18 protein-coding genes and 1 pseudogene are annotated in these 20,540 nt (G+C 39.9%); 13 read left to right on the top strand and 6 right to left on the bottom strand.

What is annotated here, in order from left to right:
* From HNQ41_RS16060 to HNQ41_RS16040, 5 genes are all read left to right on the top strand, one after another.
* The coding region (locus HNQ41_RS16060; RefSeq protein WP_184665459.1) for a zinc ribbon domain-containing protein at positions 1 to 258 on the top strand (258 nt) is incomplete at its 5' end.
* A 392-nt stretch (positions 259 to 650) separates the two neighbouring features.
* Positions 651 to 1,883 carry a Fic family protein gene (locus HNQ41_RS16055; protein ID WP_184665458.1) on the top strand — a complete coding sequence of 411 codons (1,233 nt, stop codon included), beginning with the start codon at positions 651 to 653 and terminating at the stop codon, positions 1,881 to 1,883.
* Between the two features lie 210 nt (positions 1,884 to 2,093).
* Positions 2,094 to 2,996 (top strand): Rpn family recombination-promoting nuclease/putative transposase, encoded by a 903-nt coding sequence (locus tag HNQ41_RS16050; protein ID WP_184665457.1) that lies wholly within the window; start codon positions 2,094 to 2,096, stop codon positions 2,994 to 2,996.
* Positions 2,997 to 3,608: 612 nt separating this feature from the next.
* The gene (locus HNQ41_RS16045; RefSeq protein ID WP_184665456.1) at positions 3,609 to 3,950 is read left to right on the top strand and encodes a zinc ribbon domain-containing protein YjdM; all 342 of its coding nucleotides are present in this window, start codon (positions 3,609 to 3,611) and stop codon (positions 3,948 to 3,950) included.
* A 381-nt stretch (positions 3,951 to 4,331) separates the two neighbouring features.
* A complete protein-coding gene (locus tag HNQ41_RS16040; RefSeq protein ID WP_246421759.1) occupies positions 4,332 to 5,336 on the top strand; it encodes an Rpn family recombination-promoting nuclease/putative transposase in 1,005 nt (334 codons plus the stop codon).
* A gap of 214 nt (positions 5,337 to 5,550) precedes the next feature.
* On the opposite strand, the gene HNQ41_RS16035 is transcribed toward HNQ41_RS16040, so the two are convergent.
* The gene (locus HNQ41_RS16035; protein WP_184665455.1) at positions 5,551 to 6,117 is read right to left on the bottom strand and encodes a hypothetical protein; all 567 of its coding nucleotides are present in this window, start codon (positions 6,115 to 6,117) and stop codon (positions 5,551 to 5,553) included.
* Between the two features lie 89 nt (positions 6,118 to 6,206).
* Between HNQ41_RS16035 and HNQ41_RS16030 the strand changes: the two are divergent.
* The 7 genes and pseudogenes from HNQ41_RS16030 to HNQ41_RS16000 form a co-directional block, all read left to right on the top strand.
* Positions 6,207 to 6,665: pseudogene (locus tag HNQ41_RS16030) on the top strand (GOLPH3/VPS74 family protein); the annotation flags it as partial.
* A 396-nt stretch (positions 6,666 to 7,061) separates the two neighbouring features.
* The gene (locus HNQ41_RS16025) at positions 7,062 to 7,463 is read left to right on the top strand and encodes an S-layer homology domain-containing protein (protein ID WP_184665453.1); all 402 of its coding nucleotides are present in this window, start codon (positions 7,062 to 7,064) and stop codon (positions 7,461 to 7,463) included.
* Positions 7,346 to 8,377, top strand: coding sequence for an S-layer homology domain-containing protein (locus HNQ41_RS16020; protein WP_184665452.1), 1,032 nt, complete (start codon positions 7,346 to 7,348; stop codon positions 8,375 to 8,377). Before HNQ41_RS16025 ends, HNQ41_RS16020 begins: the two co-directional genes overlap by 118 nt.
* A gap of 260 nt (positions 8,378 to 8,637) precedes the next feature.
* Positions 8,638 to 9,744 (top strand): CapA family protein, encoded by a 1,107-nt coding sequence (locus tag HNQ41_RS16015; protein ID WP_184665451.1) that lies wholly within the window; start codon positions 8,638 to 8,640, stop codon positions 9,742 to 9,744.
* 99 nt (positions 9,745 to 9,843) lie between these two features.
* The gene (locus HNQ41_RS16010) at positions 9,844 to 11,151 is read left to right on the top strand and encodes an S-layer homology domain-containing protein (RefSeq protein ID WP_184665450.1); all 1,308 of its coding nucleotides are present in this window, start codon (positions 9,844 to 9,846) and stop codon (positions 11,149 to 11,151) included.
* Between the two features lie 782 nt (positions 11,152 to 11,933).
* The gene (locus tag HNQ41_RS16005) at positions 11,934 to 12,524 is read left to right on the top strand and encodes a hypothetical protein (RefSeq protein ID WP_184665449.1); all 591 of its coding nucleotides are present in this window, start codon (positions 11,934 to 11,936) and stop codon (positions 12,522 to 12,524) included.
* A gap of 248 nt (positions 12,525 to 12,772) precedes the next feature.
* Positions 12,773 to 13,126: a hypothetical protein gene (locus tag HNQ41_RS16000; RefSeq protein ID WP_184665448.1), complete on the top strand. Its 354-nt coding sequence runs from the start codon at positions 12,773 to 12,775 to the stop codon at positions 13,124 to 13,126.
* A gap of 115 nt (positions 13,127 to 13,241) precedes the next feature.
* Here HNQ41_RS16000 and HNQ41_RS15990 read toward each other — a convergent pair whose 3' ends face one another.
* The 4 genes from HNQ41_RS15990 to HNQ41_RS15975 all read right to left on the bottom strand — a co-directional run bounded on the left by HNQ41_RS15990 (position 13,242) and on the right by HNQ41_RS15975 (position 18,945).
* Positions 13,242 to 14,942, bottom strand: coding sequence for a methyl-accepting chemotaxis protein (locus HNQ41_RS15990; RefSeq protein ID WP_184665447.1), 1,701 nt, complete (start codon positions 14,940 to 14,942; stop codon positions 13,242 to 13,244).
* A 633-nt stretch (positions 14,943 to 15,575) separates the two neighbouring features.
* A complete protein-coding gene (locus HNQ41_RS15985; protein ID WP_184665446.1) occupies positions 15,576 to 15,776 on the bottom strand; it encodes a hypothetical protein in 201 nt (66 codons plus the stop codon).
* 167 nt (positions 15,777 to 15,943) lie between these two features.
* Positions 15,944 to 17,314 (bottom strand): 6-phospho-alpha-glucosidase, encoded by a 1,371-nt coding sequence (locus tag HNQ41_RS15980; protein WP_184665445.1) that lies wholly within the window; start codon positions 17,312 to 17,314, stop codon positions 15,944 to 15,946.
* 23 nt (positions 17,315 to 17,337) lie between these two features.
* Positions 17,338 to 18,945 carry an alpha-glucoside-specific PTS transporter subunit IIBC gene (locus HNQ41_RS15975; protein WP_184665444.1) on the bottom strand — a complete coding sequence of 536 codons (1,608 nt, stop codon included), beginning with the start codon at positions 18,943 to 18,945 and terminating at the stop codon, positions 17,338 to 17,340.
* 242 nt (positions 18,946 to 19,187) lie between these two features.
* Here HNQ41_RS15975 and HNQ41_RS15970 point away from each other — a divergent pair, with 242 nt between their 5' ends.
* A complete protein-coding gene (locus HNQ41_RS15970; protein ID WP_184665443.1) occupies positions 19,188 to 19,937 on the top strand; it encodes a MurR/RpiR family transcriptional regulator in 750 nt (249 codons plus the stop codon).
* 78 nt (positions 19,938 to 20,015) lie between these two features.
* On the opposite strand, the gene HNQ41_RS15965 is transcribed toward HNQ41_RS15970, so the two are convergent.
* Entirely contained in the window at positions 20,016 to 20,345 is a 330-nt protein-coding gene (locus HNQ41_RS15965; protein ID WP_184665442.1) for a peptidoglycan-binding protein, read from the bottom strand.
* Positions 20,346 to 20,540 lie beyond the last annotated feature (195 nt).

The following is a 20,540-nucleotide window of genomic DNA, read 5'->3' as shown; positions in this document are numbered from 1 at the left end:
TCATGGTCACAATTCAGAAACATGCTTGAGTACAAAGCGAAATGGTATGGAAAACAAGTCGTTCCCGTAGCCAAAAACTTCGCTTCAAGTCAGCTTTGTTCGAACTGTGATCATAAACACAAAGACGTTAAAAATCTTGCTTTGCGTGAGTGGACTTGCCCCGCATGTAATTGCCACCACCAAAGGGATATTAACGCAAGTATCAACCTTCGTAAAGAAGCATTACGATTAACCGCAGGGACTGCGGGGATCGCCTAATCAATTAGAAATCGTTAGATTTCTGTACTTAGGAATCTCGTGATTTCGATCACGAGTAGTTCAAAAGAATAATCATTCTATGAGTGAGCTCCATTTTACTGAGTACAAAAGTGATAATAATGTAGCCCTTCTCGGAAGAAGGAGTCTTCTGTCAAGGGGTGACAAATTATAGAGAATATATCAATGTTCGAGTGTCTGATTTTGGTTGTACTATTCGTTTGCCAATTGTAAGCGCATCATCAAGGAGAAAGGATTACAATATGATTACAAATTTGGCAAAGGAGATCCGTCCCCATTCGTCGAAAAAAAGGGTTTTTTTGATTGAAATGAACTTCGATCAGTATTATAATTTTAAAAAATGCCGATAATTTATAATAAGGCAGGTGACGGATGTGGAGTATGAAAAATTAACCAAGCTTTTTTATAAAAAAGGTGATGAATATTATAAAAATGAACTAGATAAAAGAAAAAATAGTTATGGCAGCTATATAACCCCTCTTACTATAAGAGGTTTTCGAAAAGGGAAAAAAACAAATGAGTACTATCAGTTATTTTATGTGAATATTCACGAGTTAATGTCGCTAAATAACAAAGTACTATTAAATAGTTCGAGAATATCTTCTCTAATAAGTACGCTCCCTCATTTTGTGATCGAGCCATATTTCCGAAAATTGCTAATTAATGAAGCGCAAAGTAATAATGAGATAGAAGGTATACGCAGTACGAAAAAGGAACTAAAAGAAGTTTTAGATGATGTCGTTAAATCAGAGAAAAAAAACAAACGTTTTAAAGGCTTAATGAAAACGTACTTGTTTATTAATCAAATTAAACCTTTTACAGAAATAGCTGATTTCAGAAAGCTTTATGATGGCTTAGTCTCAGATGAAATCGATCGAGAAGATGAACCAGATGGTGAGTTATTTAGAAAAGGGTACGTTGAGGTTAATGACGGAACTCATACAACTCATATCGGTGTAAATTCAGAAGTGAAAATTATCGAATCACTAAATGCATTGATCAATTTTCTTGATGATGGTCAACATTCAGAATTATACCGCTATATGATTGCACATTATTATTATGAATATATACACCCATTTTATGATGGAAATGGAAGAACAGGTCGATTATTTGTGTGTAGTTATTTATCTAGATATTTAGACAGGTATTCTGCGATTACTTTTTCTTATGCCGTTAATAAAAATAAATCAAAGTATTATAAAGCTCTTGAAGAAATTCCTTCGCCTTTAAATAAAGGGGAAATGACTTTTTATTTGATAGATATGCTAGAACTGCTTTCAGCAGGCCAAGAAGGAATTATTGATGATTTAGAATTAAACTTGTCCAAAATAGAACGAATTGATGAATTTTTCAATCGTGAGAATCAGCTTGAACGAGTAGAAGAAGATGAATTGTTACGAATAATGACTTATTTAAGTGTATTTGTTGATGATGAAGCCAAATTTCCTGTTACTGAGCTGATGGAGATATCAAACAAATCAAGATATAAAGTAAATCAAATCATGAATAAATTAGAAGAAAAGTACTATGTGCATTTAGTTAGCCAAAGACCAAAAGAATATAAAGTTTCTGATGAATTTTTAGAGAGTATATTAGTTGAATAGAAGCACGGGAGGCGGACCCGTGTTTCATTTTGGTTACTCGACATTTCGAGATCGCTAAGAAGTGTTGTATTTTACGGTTTCTCTATAGAATTTTGTGTCCAATTTATGAAATATCCAAAAACGCGCCTCTCTCAATTGTAAAAGGAAAGTGGTTTGTTATATAATGAACTTAACGCAAACATACGTTCCTTTTAAAAGGAGGGGTCGACCATGCCAGTGGACCACGACCGTTTATTCAAGGAACTCTTAATGACATATTTCGAAGAATTCATGCTTCTTTTCTTTCCCGAAGCCTACGAAGCGATTGACTTCCAAGAAATTCGATTTCTCCCTGAAGAGCTGTACACCGACGTCACAGCCGGCGAAAAATACCGCGTCGATTTGCTCGCCGAGACCAAGCTCAAAGGGGAAGACGGCCTCATCATCATCCACGTCGAACCGCAAAGCTACGTCCAAGAAGCGTTTTCCGAACGCATGTTTATCTACTTCAGCCGCTTATACGAAACCTACCGCCGCAAGATCCTGCCAATTGCCATCTTTAGCTACGATAAAATAAGGGAAGAACCTGCCACCTTCGAAATAACATTTCCTTTTACTAATGTCCTACAATTTAATTTCCTAACCGTACAACTAAAAAAGAAAAACTGGCGCGATTTCATCCGCTCAGAAAATCCCGTCGCAGCGGCTTTACTTTCTAAAATGGGGTATAATGAAAGTGAGAAAATCGAAGTGAAAAAGGAATTTTTACGGATGCTCGTCCGGATGAACATCGATGCTGCTCGTCAAACGCTAATTTCAGGGTTCTTCGAAACTTACCTGCAACTCACACCCGAAGAAGAGGAAAAACTGCTAAATGAGGTGAAAAAAATGAGTAACCAGGAAGGAGAAAAAGTGATGGAACTGATGGTTTCTTATGAGCGAAGAGGGATGGAAAAAGGGATGGAAATAGGAAAAGAAGAAGGAAAGAAATTAGGGAAAGGTGAAGGTAAGATAGAAGAAAGAATCAATATCGCAAAAAGCATGTTGAAAAAAGAAGCCGATGAAAACTTCATTACCGAAGTTACTGGATTGAGCTATGAAGAGATCGAGTTATTAAAGAAAGAGCTTGAATGACTTCGTCAGATATAAAGATTGGTCCGTCACACTTATCGAGAAGTGAACCTGGCATTGTCCTATCCAAGCTCGGTGACTTCTTTAGTTAACTACCCTCTTTTCAAGTGGCATGGTTCACGCACATCAATACTCGTGCTGTTACTATTGCTCGTCTCATGTAGCGATGTCACCCAAGAATTCTTCACCCGAGATGCCCCTTTCCTAGACATCGGCATCAATGCAATGGGTGTCCTCACAGCCGCCTATATAGGGAGAAACTCGACACAAAAAACGAAAACTATGAGCGAAAGTGCAGAACAGTAAGTTTATAAAGAGGGGATTGCAGGTTACAGTTTTTTCGGGGAAACGGGGACTCAAACGAAAGCATCGAATACCACTATATCGGCCGTCCCTCGTGCTTTAGTAGCAAAATCTGACTCACCTGAAGGAAAAACTGCTTCACCTGATCGAAAAACCATACTATTCTTTAGTACATTAATGTCTCATTACAGGCTTGTCCCCGCCACATAGAGCTGGCGAGTATCAGGGATTTGTGTTAATGTTTAAGCTTCTATGGTATAAAGAGATAAGCACGTACACAAATGAATAGGAAAAAGATGGGGGACTGTAACGATGAATGATTTACCGAACTGCCCGAAATGCAATTCAGAATACACGTATGAAGATGGAAGCTTTTTTGTTTGTCCAGAATGTGGTCATGAATGGAACCTAGAATCGCAAACAGATGATGGAGAAGACGAAAAGGTCGTTAAAGATGCAAACGGTGTTGTTTTAAATGATGGCGATACAGTAACAGTGATCAAAGACCTGAAAATAAAAGGAAGTTCTTCAGCTGTAAAAGTGGGGACAAAAGTAAAAAATATCCGTTTAGTTGATGGAGATCATGATATTGATTGTAAGATCGATGGTTTCGGATCAATGAAATTAAAATCAGAATTCGTGAAAAAAGTGTAAATACGAAAGCACAGGGACAGCCCCAACGGATTTACTTCAAAGGTGCAAACAATCAAACCACAAAGAAAACGCATTGATATTCAATTAGAACATCACATGCGTTTTTTTATTGGGGGGAATGTGAAGAATTGGTGAAAGTATCCATTTTTCCTTTGAATGGGTAAAGATTTATTATATAATACATACAAACAAACGTTCTTGTTATAGGAAGAGGATTTCCGCAAATTCATTCGCTCATCATGGGCTTTGCTCACATGACTATTCACCTTAACCCTCATGAATAACAAACGATTTCACACCACACGAAGACCTTCTTTGCATTCTGATGTATCCCTTTTGTCAACCTTCGCATGATATAATAAAAGAAACGATGGTGATCGTATGGAAACGAAGCTGCTCAGACGTGTCCCGTTGTCCCGCCTTATGGATTTGAAGATCGATTATGCGTTCAAACAACTTTTTGGAACCGAGAAGAATAAGGACATCACAGTCGTCTTTCTCAACGCCGTTTTGAAACGGAGCGGCCGAGAACAAATTCATGACATCTCGTTTCAGAACACCGAATTCGGCGGAGAATATGAAGAAGATAAACGTTCACGGTTAGATATTTTGGCAGTGACCAATGATAATGAATGGGTAAATATCGAAATTCAATTCACCAATCAATACGACATGATTAAACGTTCCATTTACTACTGGTCAACGGTTTACCGAGCACCGATGAAGAAAAAGATGAGCTACCGAGAACTCCGCCCTGTCATTGCGATTAACATCATGAACTTCAATTTGTTTGAGCAGACCGAAGATTTTCATACAACATACCATTTGTATGAAGATGAGGAACAGTTTCAACTGACGGATATCATGGAATTTCATTTTTTAGAAATGCCAAAACTGATTCAAGCTTGGAAACAGAATAAGCTCGACCCGTGGAACGATGTATTAGCGCGATGGCTGTTGCTTTTAGGCATTGTCGATTCCCGAAAAGGTCATGTCTATGAGGACATCTATAAAGAATTGGAGGAGATCGCCATGAAAGATGACTCACTCAAAAGCGCTTTCCAAGGCTGGGATATACTAAGCGCCTCAACCGAAGAAGTTCTCGCTTATGATTCCCGTGTCAAAGAAGTCCTAGATAGAGAAGCCTACAAACGAGAAGCCGAACTGCGCGAACAAGAAGCCCGTGAAAAAGCACTAAAAGAGGGAAGAGAAGAAGGCAGAGAAGAAGGCAGAGAAGAAGGCAGAGAAGAAGGCGAAAAGCAAAGAAACATTGAAATAGCCAAAAAGATGCTCGCTCAAGGATTCGATCATGCTCAAATTGCAGACCTAACGGAGTTATCCAACGAAGAGATTCAACAATTAGAAGAAAATGAAGATAACATCTGATCTTCGTATTATATTTTAGCACCTGCCATATTGGCAGGTGTTTTTTTGTTAGGGAATCACTGGGACGGTTCCAGTTAGCCGAACCTGTAATGAAAATGTAATAAATCCTGATATGCTTGTCCGGAATCCAACCGCGTCATGCTTCATTCAGAGCGCGACATTTTGCACGTGCATAAATCAGATTTACCAAACCAGGAACTCAGTAAATTATTCATTAAAAAATAACTTGATTAATAAACAAAATAATAATTGTGAAGATAATTGACATTATAGTCGTAAAACTGATTTGCCGCCAATTAATATCTACTTTTTTAGTACCCTTATATACAAAAATAAATAACAATATCAAGACAGGAACAATTAATAACCAGGGATTGAAACCAAAATATTGTGCAAATTGAGCTTTATCCTGCCTCCCGAGTCTTTCAGGGTTAAGTAGAGAAACGATATATGGTACTAATCTATATATAAGTGGATAAATTAAAAAAGGGTATAAACTTTGAGTTTGAAAAATAACTAACAAAAGCAAAAATATAAAAGCTTGTAGTAAAGTGAATATAGTACCTGAAATGGCAACAATAGGTAGGTGCCATTTTTCGACAAAGTTCCCGTGAATTGGCCGAGTTCCATTTAGATCCATAGCCATGCTATTTCCTAAAGCATTACCCGTAATATAATGGCCAAATTCATGAATAACCATTGTTAATAGTACAGCCAAGAAAATTAAAATGATATGAATGAATTTTTCTTTTATTTTAGGCTTTAAGAAGTGAGTTTCCATTGCAATAACTCCCCTTTATAGTACCTAGTCACCTATAATATACCATAACTAGTTAACAATAACAGTTTTTACGAGAAAAGAATAAAGGTAAGAACCATAGTCTAAAACATTGGGTGAAAAAGCTTGGCACCCATATAAGTTGGAATAAAAAGCAGCATTCTTATGTAAATGACCTTATTGAAAAAGGAATTTTAAAACAAGAAGAATCAAGATATTTATTCTTTTTTACGAAAGACGTCTACCCATCTGCTAATACAGGAAAAGAGAATGCAATAAGAGAGAAAGTGAAAACTGCTGTTTTATCCGAGGAGTTTGAAATGGATGAACGTACGTTTTGCCTGATTGGATTATTAAATGCATGTAACATAGATAAACAAATATTTACTAAGGAAGAATATAAAATCGCTAAAAAGAAAATATCTGACATTATGAAAAACAATCCACATGGTAAGGCGGTTTCAGAGACAATTCAAGCCATGCAAACAGCTATTATTGCTAGTATTGGTGCAGCAGCTGCTGCATCTGCATCAAGCTCGAGTTCATCTTAATTAAAACTTAAATGGAAGTACGAGGGCAGACCTCGTGCTTCTTTTTTGTTAGGTAAAGGGGGACAGTCCCTCGTCATTACTTTAAAGTGATAAAATCACAAAGGGGCACTGGGGCGTATCTAGTTTGCCGAATTTGTACTCAGCTACTCAATCACTTCATCTAAGTTATCATTTTCATTTCTTCGAATGTCTCAAATTCACAATCCCCCATATCATGATTTCTCTCCTGCCTCCAAATAACTAAAAACTTCTTAACACTCATGATTCGACAATATTATTCACCCATTTTTTCCTAGTTTTACATTATAATAACAGTGGTTTGTGTGTTTAGTCCTGGTTTATTCCAAATTCATAGGACTTTATAGTGGAACACAAAAAATAAAATGGAGGGTTTTCATGTATCAGCCAAAGTCTTATCGTAAGTTTTTAGCAGCAACAGCATCTGCGGTAGCGGTCGTCGCAACAGCGGGGGCGGTTCAAGCGGAAGGAACGCAGGAGCAAGAAAGTTCATTTACTGACGTTAGTGAGGACCACGCGGAACGTGCAGCCATTGAGGCGATGGTTGAGCGCGGGATCATCGAAGGGTACGCTAACGGGACTTTCAAACCGGATGAAACAATCTCCCGTGAGCACATTGCGGTCATGTTGAACCGATACTTACAGCATACAATGAGGAAGAATTGCTTGCTAACTTCGATGATGTCGATGCCGATCATCCTTATGCTTCAGATATTGCAGCGGTTGCTGATCTTGAAATTTTCAAAGGGACCGGTGAAGGGTTTCAACCAAATGAATTAGCTACCCGTGAACAAATCGCATCCGTACTAGTTCGCGCATTTGACCTTGCCTTTGTAGAAGAAAATCAAGTCATTTTTGAAGATGAAAGATCGGTTCACGAAAGTCATTTGGACGATGTTCGTGTTTTGGCGAGTCAAGAGATCGCTCGACCGGATGAAAGTACATATTTCAATCCGAAAAATGAAATCACCCGTGAAGATTTTGCATCACTTTTACAACGAACATTTGAATCCGTTGAAAAAGATGATCAATCTGATGAACTTGAAGCGTTAATAGAGGATATTGAGGACTTCGCAGAGCCGTTTAAAGAAGGGATCGAAGCAGCAGAAGAAGCAGGGTTTAAAAAGACTGGCGGCTATGTCCCGGAAATGGGCTACCATTATATCAATGAAGATATCGACATTTACGAATCACCGAACGCGCTCGTTTACGGCTATGTTGATGGCGAACTTCAGTTAGTAGGTGTTGAGTGGATCTCATTCGGGGAAGATGCTGAATCACCAGTACCGGGAGAACCTCTCCAGTACAATGAGTCAAACGGAAACTACGACCGCCACTACTATTTAGTCGACAACCCAGATGGGCAGTTTGCAAAGTTTAACCCGAATGTAGAATTGCCAGTGGTTGATGAAGTATCCGCGCTCGATACAGAAACGATCGAAGTAACATTTACTGATGAAGAAGCCGTCGAAGTGGAACTTGATGAGGAGCTGGAAGAAGGAGAGGAAACGGTGACTTTTGAACATGAAGGCCTTGTGTTCGAAGACATCGAATTAGAAGAACCTGTTTCCGTTTCTGTAGCAACAAATGACCTCAAAACTTCCGCTGTAGCATTCACGTTATCAGAAAACGCTGCTCAAAGTGATGTTTCAGTTACGGACGCGGACTTATCTGTCGACATTTATGAAGCTTAGTGTTTCCTTTACTGAAGTAAAGGGTAGGTGCTACTTTGGTAGCACCTACCCTTCATCGCATTAAAGTAAGTGCGTTCACCTCCACAAGCTTATCGTTTCTAGGACTTTATAAATATCGAATGAATAAAACATGCAGCGAGAGTCATACACTTTTTTAGTAAATTAGATACATAGTGGAAGCACCAGCTCCTTACGAGTGAGGGGCTCTTTTTATGTGCGCTTGTGTAAAATTTTAACAAAATTATTAGAGGGGGAATCGAATGATTAAAGGATTCGGTGTTGCGATATCATTACTTTTTTTATTTTCAGGTTGCGAAAGCTCACATAGCCAAGTAACAACCACAGAACATGAGCCGATAACGACCAGTGAAAGGGAGAACATAGACATTTCACAGGAGGAAGCCCCAGCATTACCCGCAGCTCATAACCAGGGCGAACCAATAAATATCGTCTTCGCTGGTGACATCATGTTCGAATGGTCACTCGAAGATACGGTGCAGCAACATGGTGCAGACTACCCATTTGCGCACGTGCATGAAACGATTTCAGAAGCGGACTATGCAATTGCAAACTTGGAAACAGCAGTGACTGATCACGAAGTCCCTTACGAGAAAATCTATAACTTCAAAACAAATATTGAAAATTTAGAAGGCATCGCCAATGCAGGCTTTGATTTCGTATCGCTCGCAAACAATCACACGATGGATTATGGCGAAGAAGGATTAATGGACACGATCCACGCCCTAGAAGGCGTCTCGCTCGATTATGCTGGAGCAGGCCGAAATAAAGAAGATGCCTATGCGCCTCACACAATGGAGATCAACGGAAAAATTATCAATATTTTTGCTTTTTCGCAAGTATTACCGAGCATGAACTGGTATGCCGGTGAAGATAAGCCAGGTATTGCAAGCGGCTATCAAGAAGACCGAGTCGTTGATTTGATAAGAGAAGTGGACGAAGAAAGTGACTATGTGCTCGTTTACATGCACTGGGGAAATGAAGGTGAGCACATGCCAGAAACCGCCACACGGAATTATGCGGAAATGATGACAGAAGCAGGGGCAGATGCAGTTGTTGGTGCGCACCCACACGTGTTGCAAGGATTTGAATTTTTTGATGATCAACCTGTCGCTTATTCAATTGGAAACTTTCTTTTTCCCGATTATGTCGAAGGGCCGACCGCGGAAACTGGGGTGTTAAATATTGAATTAGCCAACGGCGAAGCGAGTATGAGCTTTAAGCCATGGTTGATAGATGATGATCAGATCGTTGATGGTGGTGAGTCATACCAAAAAGATATTAAACGGTTCCTTGAAGAGCACTCGTTTAATGTTGCAATCGACGGTTTTGATATTGAACCTGAATAGGTGGTTCACCTTATTTAGGTGTCAATAAAATGGAGGATCAGTTATAGGAAACGAACACTTGGATGTTCTAAAAATTCGAACGAAAGGATGGATTGAAACGTGAAGGTGAAGAGTTTCATAGGTGCTTTGTTGTTTGTGGTTTTGTTGAGTGTCGGGGTGACACAAGTGGCAGCGAGCCTGTTTCATGATGTTAGTGATGATGACTATTATGTTGATGAGGTTGAGTTTTTGAATGGGAAAGAAGTGATTTATGGCTATCCGGATGGAACGTTTCGACCTGATGATCAAATTACGAGGGAGCAAGCGGCGTTAATGGTCGTTCGTGCTTTGGATTTGGATACCGAAGAGCGTGAAAATGTTGAGTTTTCAGATGTGTCTACTTTACTCGATGGCTATGAAGCGATCGCTGTGGTGATGGAAGAGGGGTTATTTACTGATTTTGTAAGCGGGTCAGAATTTAGGCCTGATCAACCGTTAACTAGAGGTGAAATGGCGGCAATTTTAGTGAATGCATATGATTTTGCATCGTTTAGCACGAGTACCGATTTCCTTGACCTTGATTCTCACTGGGCGCAGGATGATGTTGTTGCGTTAGTGGATAATGAAATCACTGCTGGGTACAATGATGGAACGTTCCGACCTGATAACCCAGTAACAAGAGCGGAGTTTTCTGTTTTTATGGCAAGGGCAGAGGATCCGCAGTTCCGTGAGGATTTACCTGATGTTAGTTACCAATGGGCAGGTGAGTGGCATAGGCATTTCCAAGTCGACGGGCGTTCAGGGGTGTTGACGATATCGAATGAAACCGATGATCAGTTTTCGTTTGAAATCAACGTGGCATCAGGTGGTCACGCTGGTAATCTTGACGGAGAAGTGATCGTGGATGGGCGCGAGGCAAGTTTTTACGATGGAGAATCAGGCTGTGAATTAGACTTTACTTTGTACGATTCTAAAGTTGAAATTACGTCGCCTGATAGATTTAAGTGTTCTGTCTTCGGTGGAATGCAGGCGCCACCTTTTGACGGAGAGTATCATGAGGAGGAACTAGAGGTTGATACGGGTCAAGGATACTTATATGAGCGAGGGATTTTCGATACAGAAGAGCAGGACCGCGGGTTTTACGAGCTGGTAGGCGAAGGCTATGAGGATTTTGCAAATCGCTTTCAATACCCATATTCTGAAGAAAACCTAGATGGTTGGGATGCTACAGTTGTCTCTGATTTCGTGCCTGGTATTGTTGCAATGCGAGCGATCATCATGTTTGATGATGATGGTCATTATTGGGCAGTTGTTGATGGTGAAGGGGGAATAAAATATTATAGCAATGATGAACACTATCAAGATCAATTGCCTAAGACGATCGATGATTGGAACACGTCGGATTCGGTTGAGTACATGAATGATTAAGGTATGTGTCATCTGGCAAAGTGATTTGAGGTGACCGAAGACATAGAAAGGTGATCTATCCATTGTTATTTCCACTTATATCAATTAGCGTGAATGAAACAGCTGTAAAAAATCAATTCCCCTATAAAGGTGATTAGATAGTCGTTATCCAGCTGTAGAAGGAGTGCTCAGCTATGGCGGAAAACATTTGAAATGGGTTTTCAAATTTTCAACTCTTGTCAAAACCAAGGTTGTAAAACGAATCATATTATAGTAGAGATTATAAAAAAGTTGGGACGGTCAAATGTCATGGTCCCTACCTTTTTGGAGTATAAGTTTACTACTCTTTTGTACCATTAGCTCAAACCAATTAAAAATCATGTTCAAAAAAGCCTAAGTTCATTTATATGGAACTTAGGCTTTTCAATCGTATCTGCTTCGTGTTGGGTTTATTTAAAAAAAGGTGGGAGGTCATGTCGAAAAGTATAGGTCCAAAAACAGAAACATTACCAGTCTATTATTTTTATTGATAGCATGCGGTGAACAAGGCCTTCTAAACAGGTAGAAGAACAATTGTCACTGAACAACAAGTATGTTTCTGAAGGTGGATATGAAGAGTTAATTTTTGTTTATCAAGAAGCATTCGATATGGATCCACAAGCCGAGGAAGAGTATATTGCACACTAAAAAACTCAAAATTTTTCTCTTTCCCTTATACCCCTTTTTGAATAATTCCTCCTCCAAAAACAAAACGTAAATAAAAGGAATGATCAACCAACAAGTATACATTAAGGAGGATTTTGATGAAGAAAGTACTATCGTTATTATTAGCTGTAGCCGTGCTTTTATCAGCGTGTGGTGGCGCTGATGAAGCGGAAGAAAATGTTGAGATCACGATTCCGGCTTCCTTTTTTGAAGAAGAAGAGTTAGACCCAGATGAGCTCATTGATGAAGCACTCGACGAAGGTGTAGAAGATGTGATTGAGAACGAAGACGGATCAATGACGTACGTGATGACGCCTGAGATGCACCAAGAACTGATGGCCGAGTTAGAGGAAGCCTCCAATGAAACGATGGAGACAATTAAAAATGATGAACAAATGGTATCAATCGTTGATATTACAGCAAACGAAGACTATTCCGAATTTACGATGATCGTTGACCAAGAAGCTTTCGAAAATAGTTTTGACGGTTTCGCGGTCCTCGCCTTAGGGATGAGTGGCATGTACTATCAGCTCTTTAGCGGCGTTGACGAAGAGGACTTTCAAGTAACAATCAATATTGAAGATGAAGAAACAGGCGAAGTATTCGATACCATCGAATTCCCAGCTGACGCAGAAGAAGATATCGAAGAAGATATCGAAGAAGACCTGATTGAAGAGGATATCGAGTAAAAAAAAAACTAACCTTAAAAAAGGGACTGTTCCTTACTAAAGAGGGACAGTCCCACTTCAATACCGCATTGTGGTAAAGTGATGAAGCGGGACTGACCCCAATCATCTCACTAAAGCACGAAAGAGGGGCAGACCCGCGGCTGTTTATTAACCATAAAATGTAAGCATTATATAAATACAAAAAAGCCACTCACGTGTAAAATGTGTTTGTTATCCCTAACAAAACAACACACGGAGAGTGGCTTTATATGAAAAACATTAGCACAGTAACGGATCTTTTAGAATATTTTATTTCAGAAGAAGAGATCCAGAAAATCGCTCAAAAGTATGGTTACCATGATACAGCGTACAAGTTTACACTTGTGGACTTCATCAACTTTTGGCTAGTGTCTGCTTCCGAAAAGTGGGTAGGTTTTCGTGATGCTGAATCAAAATTGGGACAAAAGGAAACGAGCACGAAATTATGGTTGCACCAAAACTCTGATTTGACGAGCATACCTCATCTATTATTACAGCTGACCGAGGTTATGCCAGTACCAGGTTGTTCGAGTCATTACATAGTGAGAATCAACCTTTTGTTATTCCAATTTCGGACAGCTTAACAACATCTAATAAAAAGTCACTTAAGCGACTTCACTTAGAAGGGTCTAATGTTGTAAAAGATGAAACAGCCCTGCTAGGGAAAAGGGCAACTTTAACAAAAGCGCTTCCCCCATATTAAAGTTTAAATGTCTTTACAGATTCTTGTAGATCTTGTGCCATTCTAGCTAGAGAATGGGAAGCAGCTGTAATTTCTTGCATGGATGCGTTTTGTTCTTCAGTAGAGGCAGCTACATTTTGTGTATGTTCCGCAGAACTTTGAGCAACTTTTGTTGTATCGTCAATCGACGTTACCATTGATTGACTACTAACATTTATCTGTTGGGCTGCTGCTGATACTTCTTGCACTTGAGAAGTAACATTGCTAATGACAGTTGTGATGTCCTTAAAGGAGTCACCTGCTTGATAAACAAATGAAATCCCTTCTTTTACAGCGCTACGTCCTTCTCCCATTGAATGGACTGCATTATCTATATCACTTTGAATCTCTTCAATCATCTCGCTAATTTGTTGTGATGATTCTGCAGATTGTTCAGCTAATTTCCGTACTTCATCTGCAACAACGGCAAACCCTTTTCCGTGCTCTCCTGCTCTCGCAGCTTCAATTGCAGCATTTAGTGCTAATAGATTTGTCTGTTCTGAAATCCCCGTGATCAAAGAAACAATATCACCAATTTTCTCGGATTTTTTACCAAGTTGATCAACAAGTTGTGATGTAGAGTCAGTCTTTTCATGAATCATATTCATTTGATTAACGGTTTTATCAATTACTTTTTCACCCTGTGATGCTTTCTCATAAGATTGGAGAGACGATTCACTCACTTCTTGTACATTATTCGCAATTTGCTCTATACCTGTAGAAATTTCTGAAACCATTCCTTTTGAATATTCAGTACTTTCAACAGCTTTTTCTGCTCCGCCCGAAACTTCCTGAATTGATCGGGAAATTTCATCCGTTGCTCTTGTTGTTTCTTCTGAACTAGCATTCAATTGTTCTGAAGAAGCAGCGACCTGTTGAGAAGTATCAGCAACTTTTTGAATGAGGCCTTTCAAATTATTTTTCATATTATTGTAGCTATTTACTAATTGACCAATTTCATCTTGGTTGTCATCTTGAACAGTTTCCGTGAAATCGCCTTCCCCCGCTTTCTCCATCGCTTCTGAAATATTTTCTAAACGCACTGCCGTCTTTCTTGAAAATAAAATCACAGAAACGACCGCAACAACGATGACGATAATGAGTACAATAAGAAGTCCTTGCATTGTTTGGGTAATTGTTTCATTCACAATCTCTTGTGACGTGGCAAGAGTAAGGATTCCAATCGTGTCTCCATTTTCGTTTTCTAGTGGGCGATATGCCCCTAAATAATTTTGACCTAGTACATCTGTTTCCCCGATAAAGGTTTCATTTTCATGTAAAACAGATTCAATAACATTATCAGGCGCTTGGGTGCCAGTTAAACGATCCCCATCCTCAATGATAGTGGTGCTAACTCGAATATCATCTAGGAAAATACTTACGGTTCCCTCAGACATTTCACCGATCTCATCTACAAAGTGATCGTTTTTATTAATCTTCGTTTCGCCTTTGTACAATGCTCCATCTTCTGTATGCCATTCTCCGTGGTAACGTTCATCGATATAATGATAAGCAAAACTTAAATCAGACACGGTTTTGTCTAAAGTTGCTTCTTCAAGTCCCTCGGTGACTTGTTTTTGGGCAACAAATCCAAGAACAATTGCAAAACTTAGTAAAATCGTGACCGCTAACAAATTTAACTTCGTTCCAAATTTTAATTTGTTTATTATGTTTCTCATGTTAACCCCTTCCTATCTCGTGTTCTTAATTATTTTGTTCTTAATTTATTCGAAAGAAAACATTGTAATGGAGGTGGTGATGATTTTTATTGTGTATGTTGTGTGGATCTAGGGGGCATATCTAGTAGCGTTTTTCCTTGGAGTACTAGGTGAAAGCAATATGAATGAATTCATCAGTCTGCATATTCTTTTATAATTTGAAAATTACGGAGACCCTTAGCCTGAGAACGAAAAATGAATAAATGGGCATGTTCATTTTTTCTTTATGAATGTAATATATGCTATTGAAAAACCTACTTCGAATCACCTTCTTCCATATAATGAAGTGATATTATGGTCGATTTACCATTGCCAAAGAGACTGTTGTTTAGTTTTACATGAGCTAATTTTGTTTCATGAAGCTTCATCAAACGCATTAAAATAAATGCGTTCATAGTTTTTGTAATTTTTAGTTCATTATAACCATTACAATTGGTATAATAACCTACAATAATTTGAGATTCAATAAAATTATGCAATTTTATTACTTAAAGAGGGACAGTCCCACTTCATTGCGGCATTGTGGTAAAGTGATGAAGCGGGACTGTCCCCAATCATCTCACTAAAGCACAAAAGAGTAACTGACCCACGGCACTAAAACTGGTTCACCTGATCGAAAAACTGATTCACCTGAAGGAAAAAACAGTTCACCTGATCGAGAAACCGGTTCACCTGAAGGGAAAGTTGGTTCACCTGACGGAAAAATGGACTCACCTGACGGAAAAAACAGTTCACCTGACGGAAAAACCGCTCCACCTGACGGAAAAGCACCAAAGCGGGACTGACCCCAATCATTACACTAAAGCACCAAAGCGGGACTGACCCCAATCATCGACCCCAATCATCACACTAAAGCACGAAAGAGGGACAGTCCCACTTCACCACACTCCCACTTCACCACAAAAAAGCGCCCAACTCTGCATAAGAGAGTTGGGCGCCTTCCCTAAAATCAACATAAACCATTAACTCTTCACGACTTCATCTGTAGCTAGCGTGCCTGCACCTTCCTTGGATAGTTCTGGCCAATAACCTTTGTTCGCTTCGATCAACTCATCGAGGATGTCTTTGGCAACTTGTGCGCTAGGCACGATTTTTGATAACGTCAATGCTTGCCATAATTTCTGATAAGACTTCTCGACCCAAGCTTCGACGACGAGTTTCTCGACAGCGACTTGTTGTTCCATTAAGCCTTTTTGGAAGCGAGGGATTTCACCCATGACAAGCGGCTCAGGCCCTTGGCTACCAACGAGGCAAGGCACCTCGACCATTGCTGTTGGGTCAAAATTGCTAATCGCTCCGTTGTTTTCAACGATTAATAGCATGCGTTCTTTCGTGTTATACGCGATCGCGCGAGCCAAATCGACAATGTAGGAAGCGTGCTCGTCAATGTGTAATTCTGTACCTTTGGAAGTTTGATTGTCGATGATTTTTTGGCACTCCTCGAAAACGAACTTCTCGCGGCCTTCCATCACTTCATTCGCCCGTGTGAATTCAGGGTTAGAATGAGCCACTTCATAATCAGGGTAGAAATAGTATTTCAAATACGTGTTCGGCACCGTCTCCGGGTCTAGCGCTTGCACATCTTTCGCCTTCGCAAACGTACTGTTCCAACTAGCCTCAGAATGTTGTTTCGATTTTTCAACAGTGACATAACCGTGCTTAGAAACGTGCTCACGAATTTGCGGAAGTAAGTCATTTCCTTCTTTATCGCGAATGTCAGTCCACCAACCAAAATGGTTGAGCCCGTAATACTTCACGTCCATTTCCTTTCGAGAAGAAAGGCCGATGCTAGAGGCCATCAATTCTTCAATCCCGATAGGCATATCACAAATATTTAAGATGTTCGAGTTTGGACGCAAGAGACGCGTTGCCTCTGCGACGATTGCAGCAGGGTTTGAATAGTTTAAGAACCAAGCGTCTGGCGAATATTTTTCCATGTAGTCGACGAGTTCAAGAACCCCACCGATGGAACGCATCCCGTAAGCAATGCCACCTGGTCCGCAAGTTTCCTGACCAACCACGCCGTACTTAAGCGGAATTTTTTCGTCTTGTTCACGCATCGCATATTTACCTTCACGAATATGAGCCATCACGAAATCAATATTACTAAACGCTTCCTCAGGATCTGTTGTTTCAACAAACCGAATGTCCGGCGCTTGCTCTTTTAATAGAATCTCGCATGCGCCCGCAACTGTTGCTTGGCGCTCGGGATCATTGTCATAGAGCTTAATTTCATGAATTGGAAACTTATCTAAATTGTCGAGTAACATTAAAATGATTCCTGGCGTAAAAGTACTTCCTCCACCTGCGATTGTAATTGAGAACTTTTTCATATTGAACTCCTCCTTAGGTTGAATTACTGTGTTTTCTCTTCTTTAATAAACTTTTCTATGGAATCACGGACTTGCGGAACAGAAAGACCAACAATGACTTGTATACTTTCATTACTTTTCGCTAATCCGTGGGCGCCGCCATGCTCTTTAAAATACGTATCTTCTTTCACTTTACTTGAATCACTAACCGTAACACGCAGTCGTGTAGCGCAGTTTGTGACATCAACAATGTTATCTGCGCCACCCAATCCTTCAAGGTAAACAGATGCTTTTTGGTCATACTCGCTGTCATAAGCCTTAGCGTCTGTCGTAGCGCCAACTTCTTTTTTGCTTTCTTTATAATCTTTTTTCGAATAAAGTTTTGTTTCTCCGTTGTCGTCTTTTTCACGACCAGGCATCGGTATATCAAACTTCAAGATTAAGAACTTGAACAGATAATAATAGATGAATATGAACATGGTTCCGATCACAAACTGAGCAATATAGACATCCCAGTGATTACTAAAAAGTGGAATCCAGTTCGTCGCTGCAATTTCGATCAAACCACCACCTAAATTTCCGACAAGTCCAAAGGCGTGCATGATCGTGACCATCGTCGCACCAAGAACAGCGTGAAGAGCAAACAAGTAAGGTGCAATAAATAGAAATGTAAATTCAAGAGGTTCAGTAATACCTGCAAAAACAGCCGTTAACGTTGCAGCGAGAAGCAATGAACCAACCTTTTTCTTCTTTTCAGGTTTAGCTGTTTTGAAAATCGCTAGTGCAATACCGATTGCCCCGAACATCTTGATATTTCCTTGTAAAAGGAAACCACCACCAGGGAATAGCTCCCGCAAAGATTCTGTTGCTTGTGCGTACTCAGACAAGTGAGAAATCCAATACGCCTTAATCCCACCATCGATAACAGCAGGTCCATATTCAAACGGCGTATAAATAAAGTGGTGTAAACCAGTAGGAATCAAGATACGCTCTAAGAAATGGAACAACCAAACACCAATGTAACTAGATGCAATCATAAAATCTTGTAAAGATGCGATTCCGCTTTGTACCATCGGCCAAATCCAACTTGTAAAAAACGCCAATGGAATCATTAAAAAGAATGAAATGATGACAACGAAAGGTCCACCTTGGAAGATCGCAATAGATTCAGGTAACTTTTTGTCGTAATAGCGGTTGTGAAGCCAAACGACAATCCCAGAAATAACAATTGCACCAAGAATGTTGGTATCCAATGTTTTTATCCCGGCAATCTCAGTCAGTCCACTCGTTCCACCGACCTCTTGAGTGATGTCAACGCCAAAAACGTGACCCCATTGCGTTAAAATACTATTGATAAACGTATTAAACATTAAGTACGCCATCAAAGCAGACAATGTCGCTCGCCCAGAAGCTTTCTTAGCAAGAGAAATCGGAAGTCCTATTAAGAAGACAAGTTCCATATGAGTAAAAATGGTCCACCCGCCATCTTCAATCAACGTCCAAATTTGATACCAGAGACCGTCTGGATCAGCCAGTCCCCCCATAATCGCTTCGTTTTTAAGTAGTGTAGCAATGCCGACGATAATCCCGGCAAACGGAAACAGTAAAACTGGAACAATCATCGCACTACCAAATCGCCTTATTGTATTCATTTATTTCCCCACCACCAATCTCTGAATGTTTGCGCTTTCATAATATAATTTTATTTTAAGGAGGTGGCGACCGAGGTTCAATGACTTGGAAGCTTTGAGGGAACAGCCCGAGGATAATGGATATCGTTTCAAACCGTGGGAATTTTCCCAAGCGAATTTTTCAAATAAAATAAGAGAAATACATGACATGAAAGTACGTGGTATAATGATGGAGCGAGCAAACGAGACCCGAGGTGAAAAACATGCGTTTAGAAGAACTAATAAACGAACACTACGAACAACTTAATGAGAACGATATGCATGTACTGAAATACATCTTAAATCACAAACAAACCTGCTACCACATGGGAATAAACGAACTCGCCGAAACGAGTCACGTCTCACGCTCATCGATCCACCGCATGACAAAAAAACTAGGATTCAGCGGCTATAGTGAATTTCGCGTATTCCTAAAATGGGAAGACCAACCCGATCAACCGAGCAACAACCATACAGTTCTCCTGGAAAACGACATCACCACAACGGTGAAAAACTTATCAAACATTGACTTTGAAGAAATCAGTGATCTACTATACGCAGCCAATCGCATTTTTATATACGGAACCGGAACCGCACAACTCATGTGCGCAATAGAAGCACAACGGATGTTCGCAGTAACACACACATTCATCACCGTCATTCACGACCAAACCGAATTCGAAAACATATATCCAGGCATCAAAGAAACAGACGTCCTAATCATCCTATCTTTATCAGGCGACACACCAACACTTGTCCCACAAGTAAAAAAACTCATCGCACGCGGGATCGATTTCATATCAATTACCAATCTGAAAAACAACAAACTCGCACAAATGTCGCCCTATAACATCTACGCTACGACGACACCAACCACCGCAAAAGACAACACCGAAATCGTCTCTTTCATCCCATTCTACATCGCCCTCGAGACCTTATTTCGGAGATACGTCGAATACATTGAAAACCAATAGTGGGGGAGTCCTCCAAGTATACAAAAAGAAGTAAGAGTGAGGTTGTTATCACTCTTACTTCTTTTTTGTTCTCAAAACTTACCCTTTTACAATATACGTGTCATAACCATCGTTTTTTAATTGCTCTTCGATTGTTTCTGCATTTTCTCTTGTTGAAAACGCGCCAACTTGAACACGGTAAAGCTCTTCGTCAGCGGCCAGCAACCGTTCAATTTGTCCGAAGGTTTCTGGACCTACGACCCCATCAACGTGCAAATTGTGACGAGATTGAAAAGAACGTACAGCTGCTTCTGTTTCATCCCCGAAATGTCCATCAGCGCCATAGTTAGGTAGGTTCTCACCTAATGTCAGCAAATCTTCTTGCAACTGTTCGACATTCTTGCCACGATCACCATGTCGTAGGATCATGTTATGACCTCCTCTAATCGCTTGTTGAATATCATCCATTTTAAAATATTGCCCAGGACAAACAGATGGGGATAAATCTTTATGCCCATACACACTAACTTTGGATAGGTTACACTAGGTTGGACAGGTTGCTTAAGGTCATATATACTTAGTTCAAATAAAAACTTAGGAGACTCTATCATGACCAAACGAGTA

Origin of the sequence: Texcoconibacillus texcoconensis, from assembly GCF_014202575.1 — a bacterium.
Lineage (GTDB): Bacteria > Bacillota > Bacilli > Bacillales > Salisediminibacteriaceae > Texcoconibacillus > Texcoconibacillus texcoconensis.
Note: the sequence above shows the minus strand (reverse complement) of the source record. Positions and strands in the feature narration are given on the sequence as shown.

Coding starts and splice junctions, on each gene's coding strand:
- HNQ41_RS16050 (WP_184665457.1), top strand. CDS start 2,094: ATGCCAGTGGACCACGACCGTTTATTCAAGGAACTCTTAATGACATAT.
- HNQ41_RS16045 (WP_184665456.1), top strand. CDS start 3,609: ATGAATGATTTACCGAACTGCCCGAAATGCAATTCAGAATACACGTAT.
- HNQ41_RS16040 (WP_246421759.1), top strand. CDS start 4,332: ATGGAAACGAAGCTGCTCAGACGTGTCCCGTTGTCCCGCCTTATGGAT.
- HNQ41_RS16035 (WP_184665455.1), bottom strand. CDS start 6,117: ATGGAAACTCACTTCTTAAAGCCTAAAATAAAAGAAAAATTCATTCAT.
- HNQ41_RS16025 (WP_184665453.1), top strand. CDS start 7,062: ATGTATCAGCCAAAGTCTTATCGTAAGTTTTTAGCAGCAACAGCATCT.
- HNQ41_RS16015 (WP_184665451.1), top strand. CDS start 8,638: ATGATTAAAGGATTCGGTGTTGCGATATCATTACTTTTTTTATTTTCA.
- HNQ41_RS16005 (WP_184665449.1), top strand. CDS start 11,934: ATGAAGAAAGTACTATCGTTATTATTAGCTGTAGCCGTGCTTTTATCA.
- HNQ41_RS16000 (WP_184665448.1), top strand. CDS start 12,773: ATGAAAAACATTAGCACAGTAACGGATCTTTTAGAATATTTTATTTCA.
- HNQ41_RS15990 (WP_184665447.1), bottom strand. CDS start 14,942: ATGAGAAACATAATAAACAAATTAAAATTTGGAACGAAGTTAAATTTG.
- HNQ41_RS15985 (WP_184665446.1), bottom strand. CDS start 15,776: ATGATTGGGGTCAGTCCCGCTTTGGTGCTTTTCCGTCAGGTGGAGCGG.
- HNQ41_RS15980 (WP_184665445.1), bottom strand. CDS start 17,314: ATGAAAAAGTTCTCAATTACAATCGCAGGTGGAGGAAGTACTTTTACG.
- HNQ41_RS15975 (WP_184665444.1), bottom strand. CDS start 18,945: ATGAATACAATAAGGCGATTTGGTAGTGCGATGATTGTTCCAGTTTTA.
- HNQ41_RS15970 (WP_184665443.1), top strand. CDS start 19,188: ATGCGTTTAGAAGAACTAATAAACGAACACTACGAACAACTTAATGAG.
- HNQ41_RS15965 (WP_184665442.1), bottom strand. CDS start 20,345: ATGATCCTACGACATGGTGATCGTGGCAAGAATGTCGAACAGTTGCAA.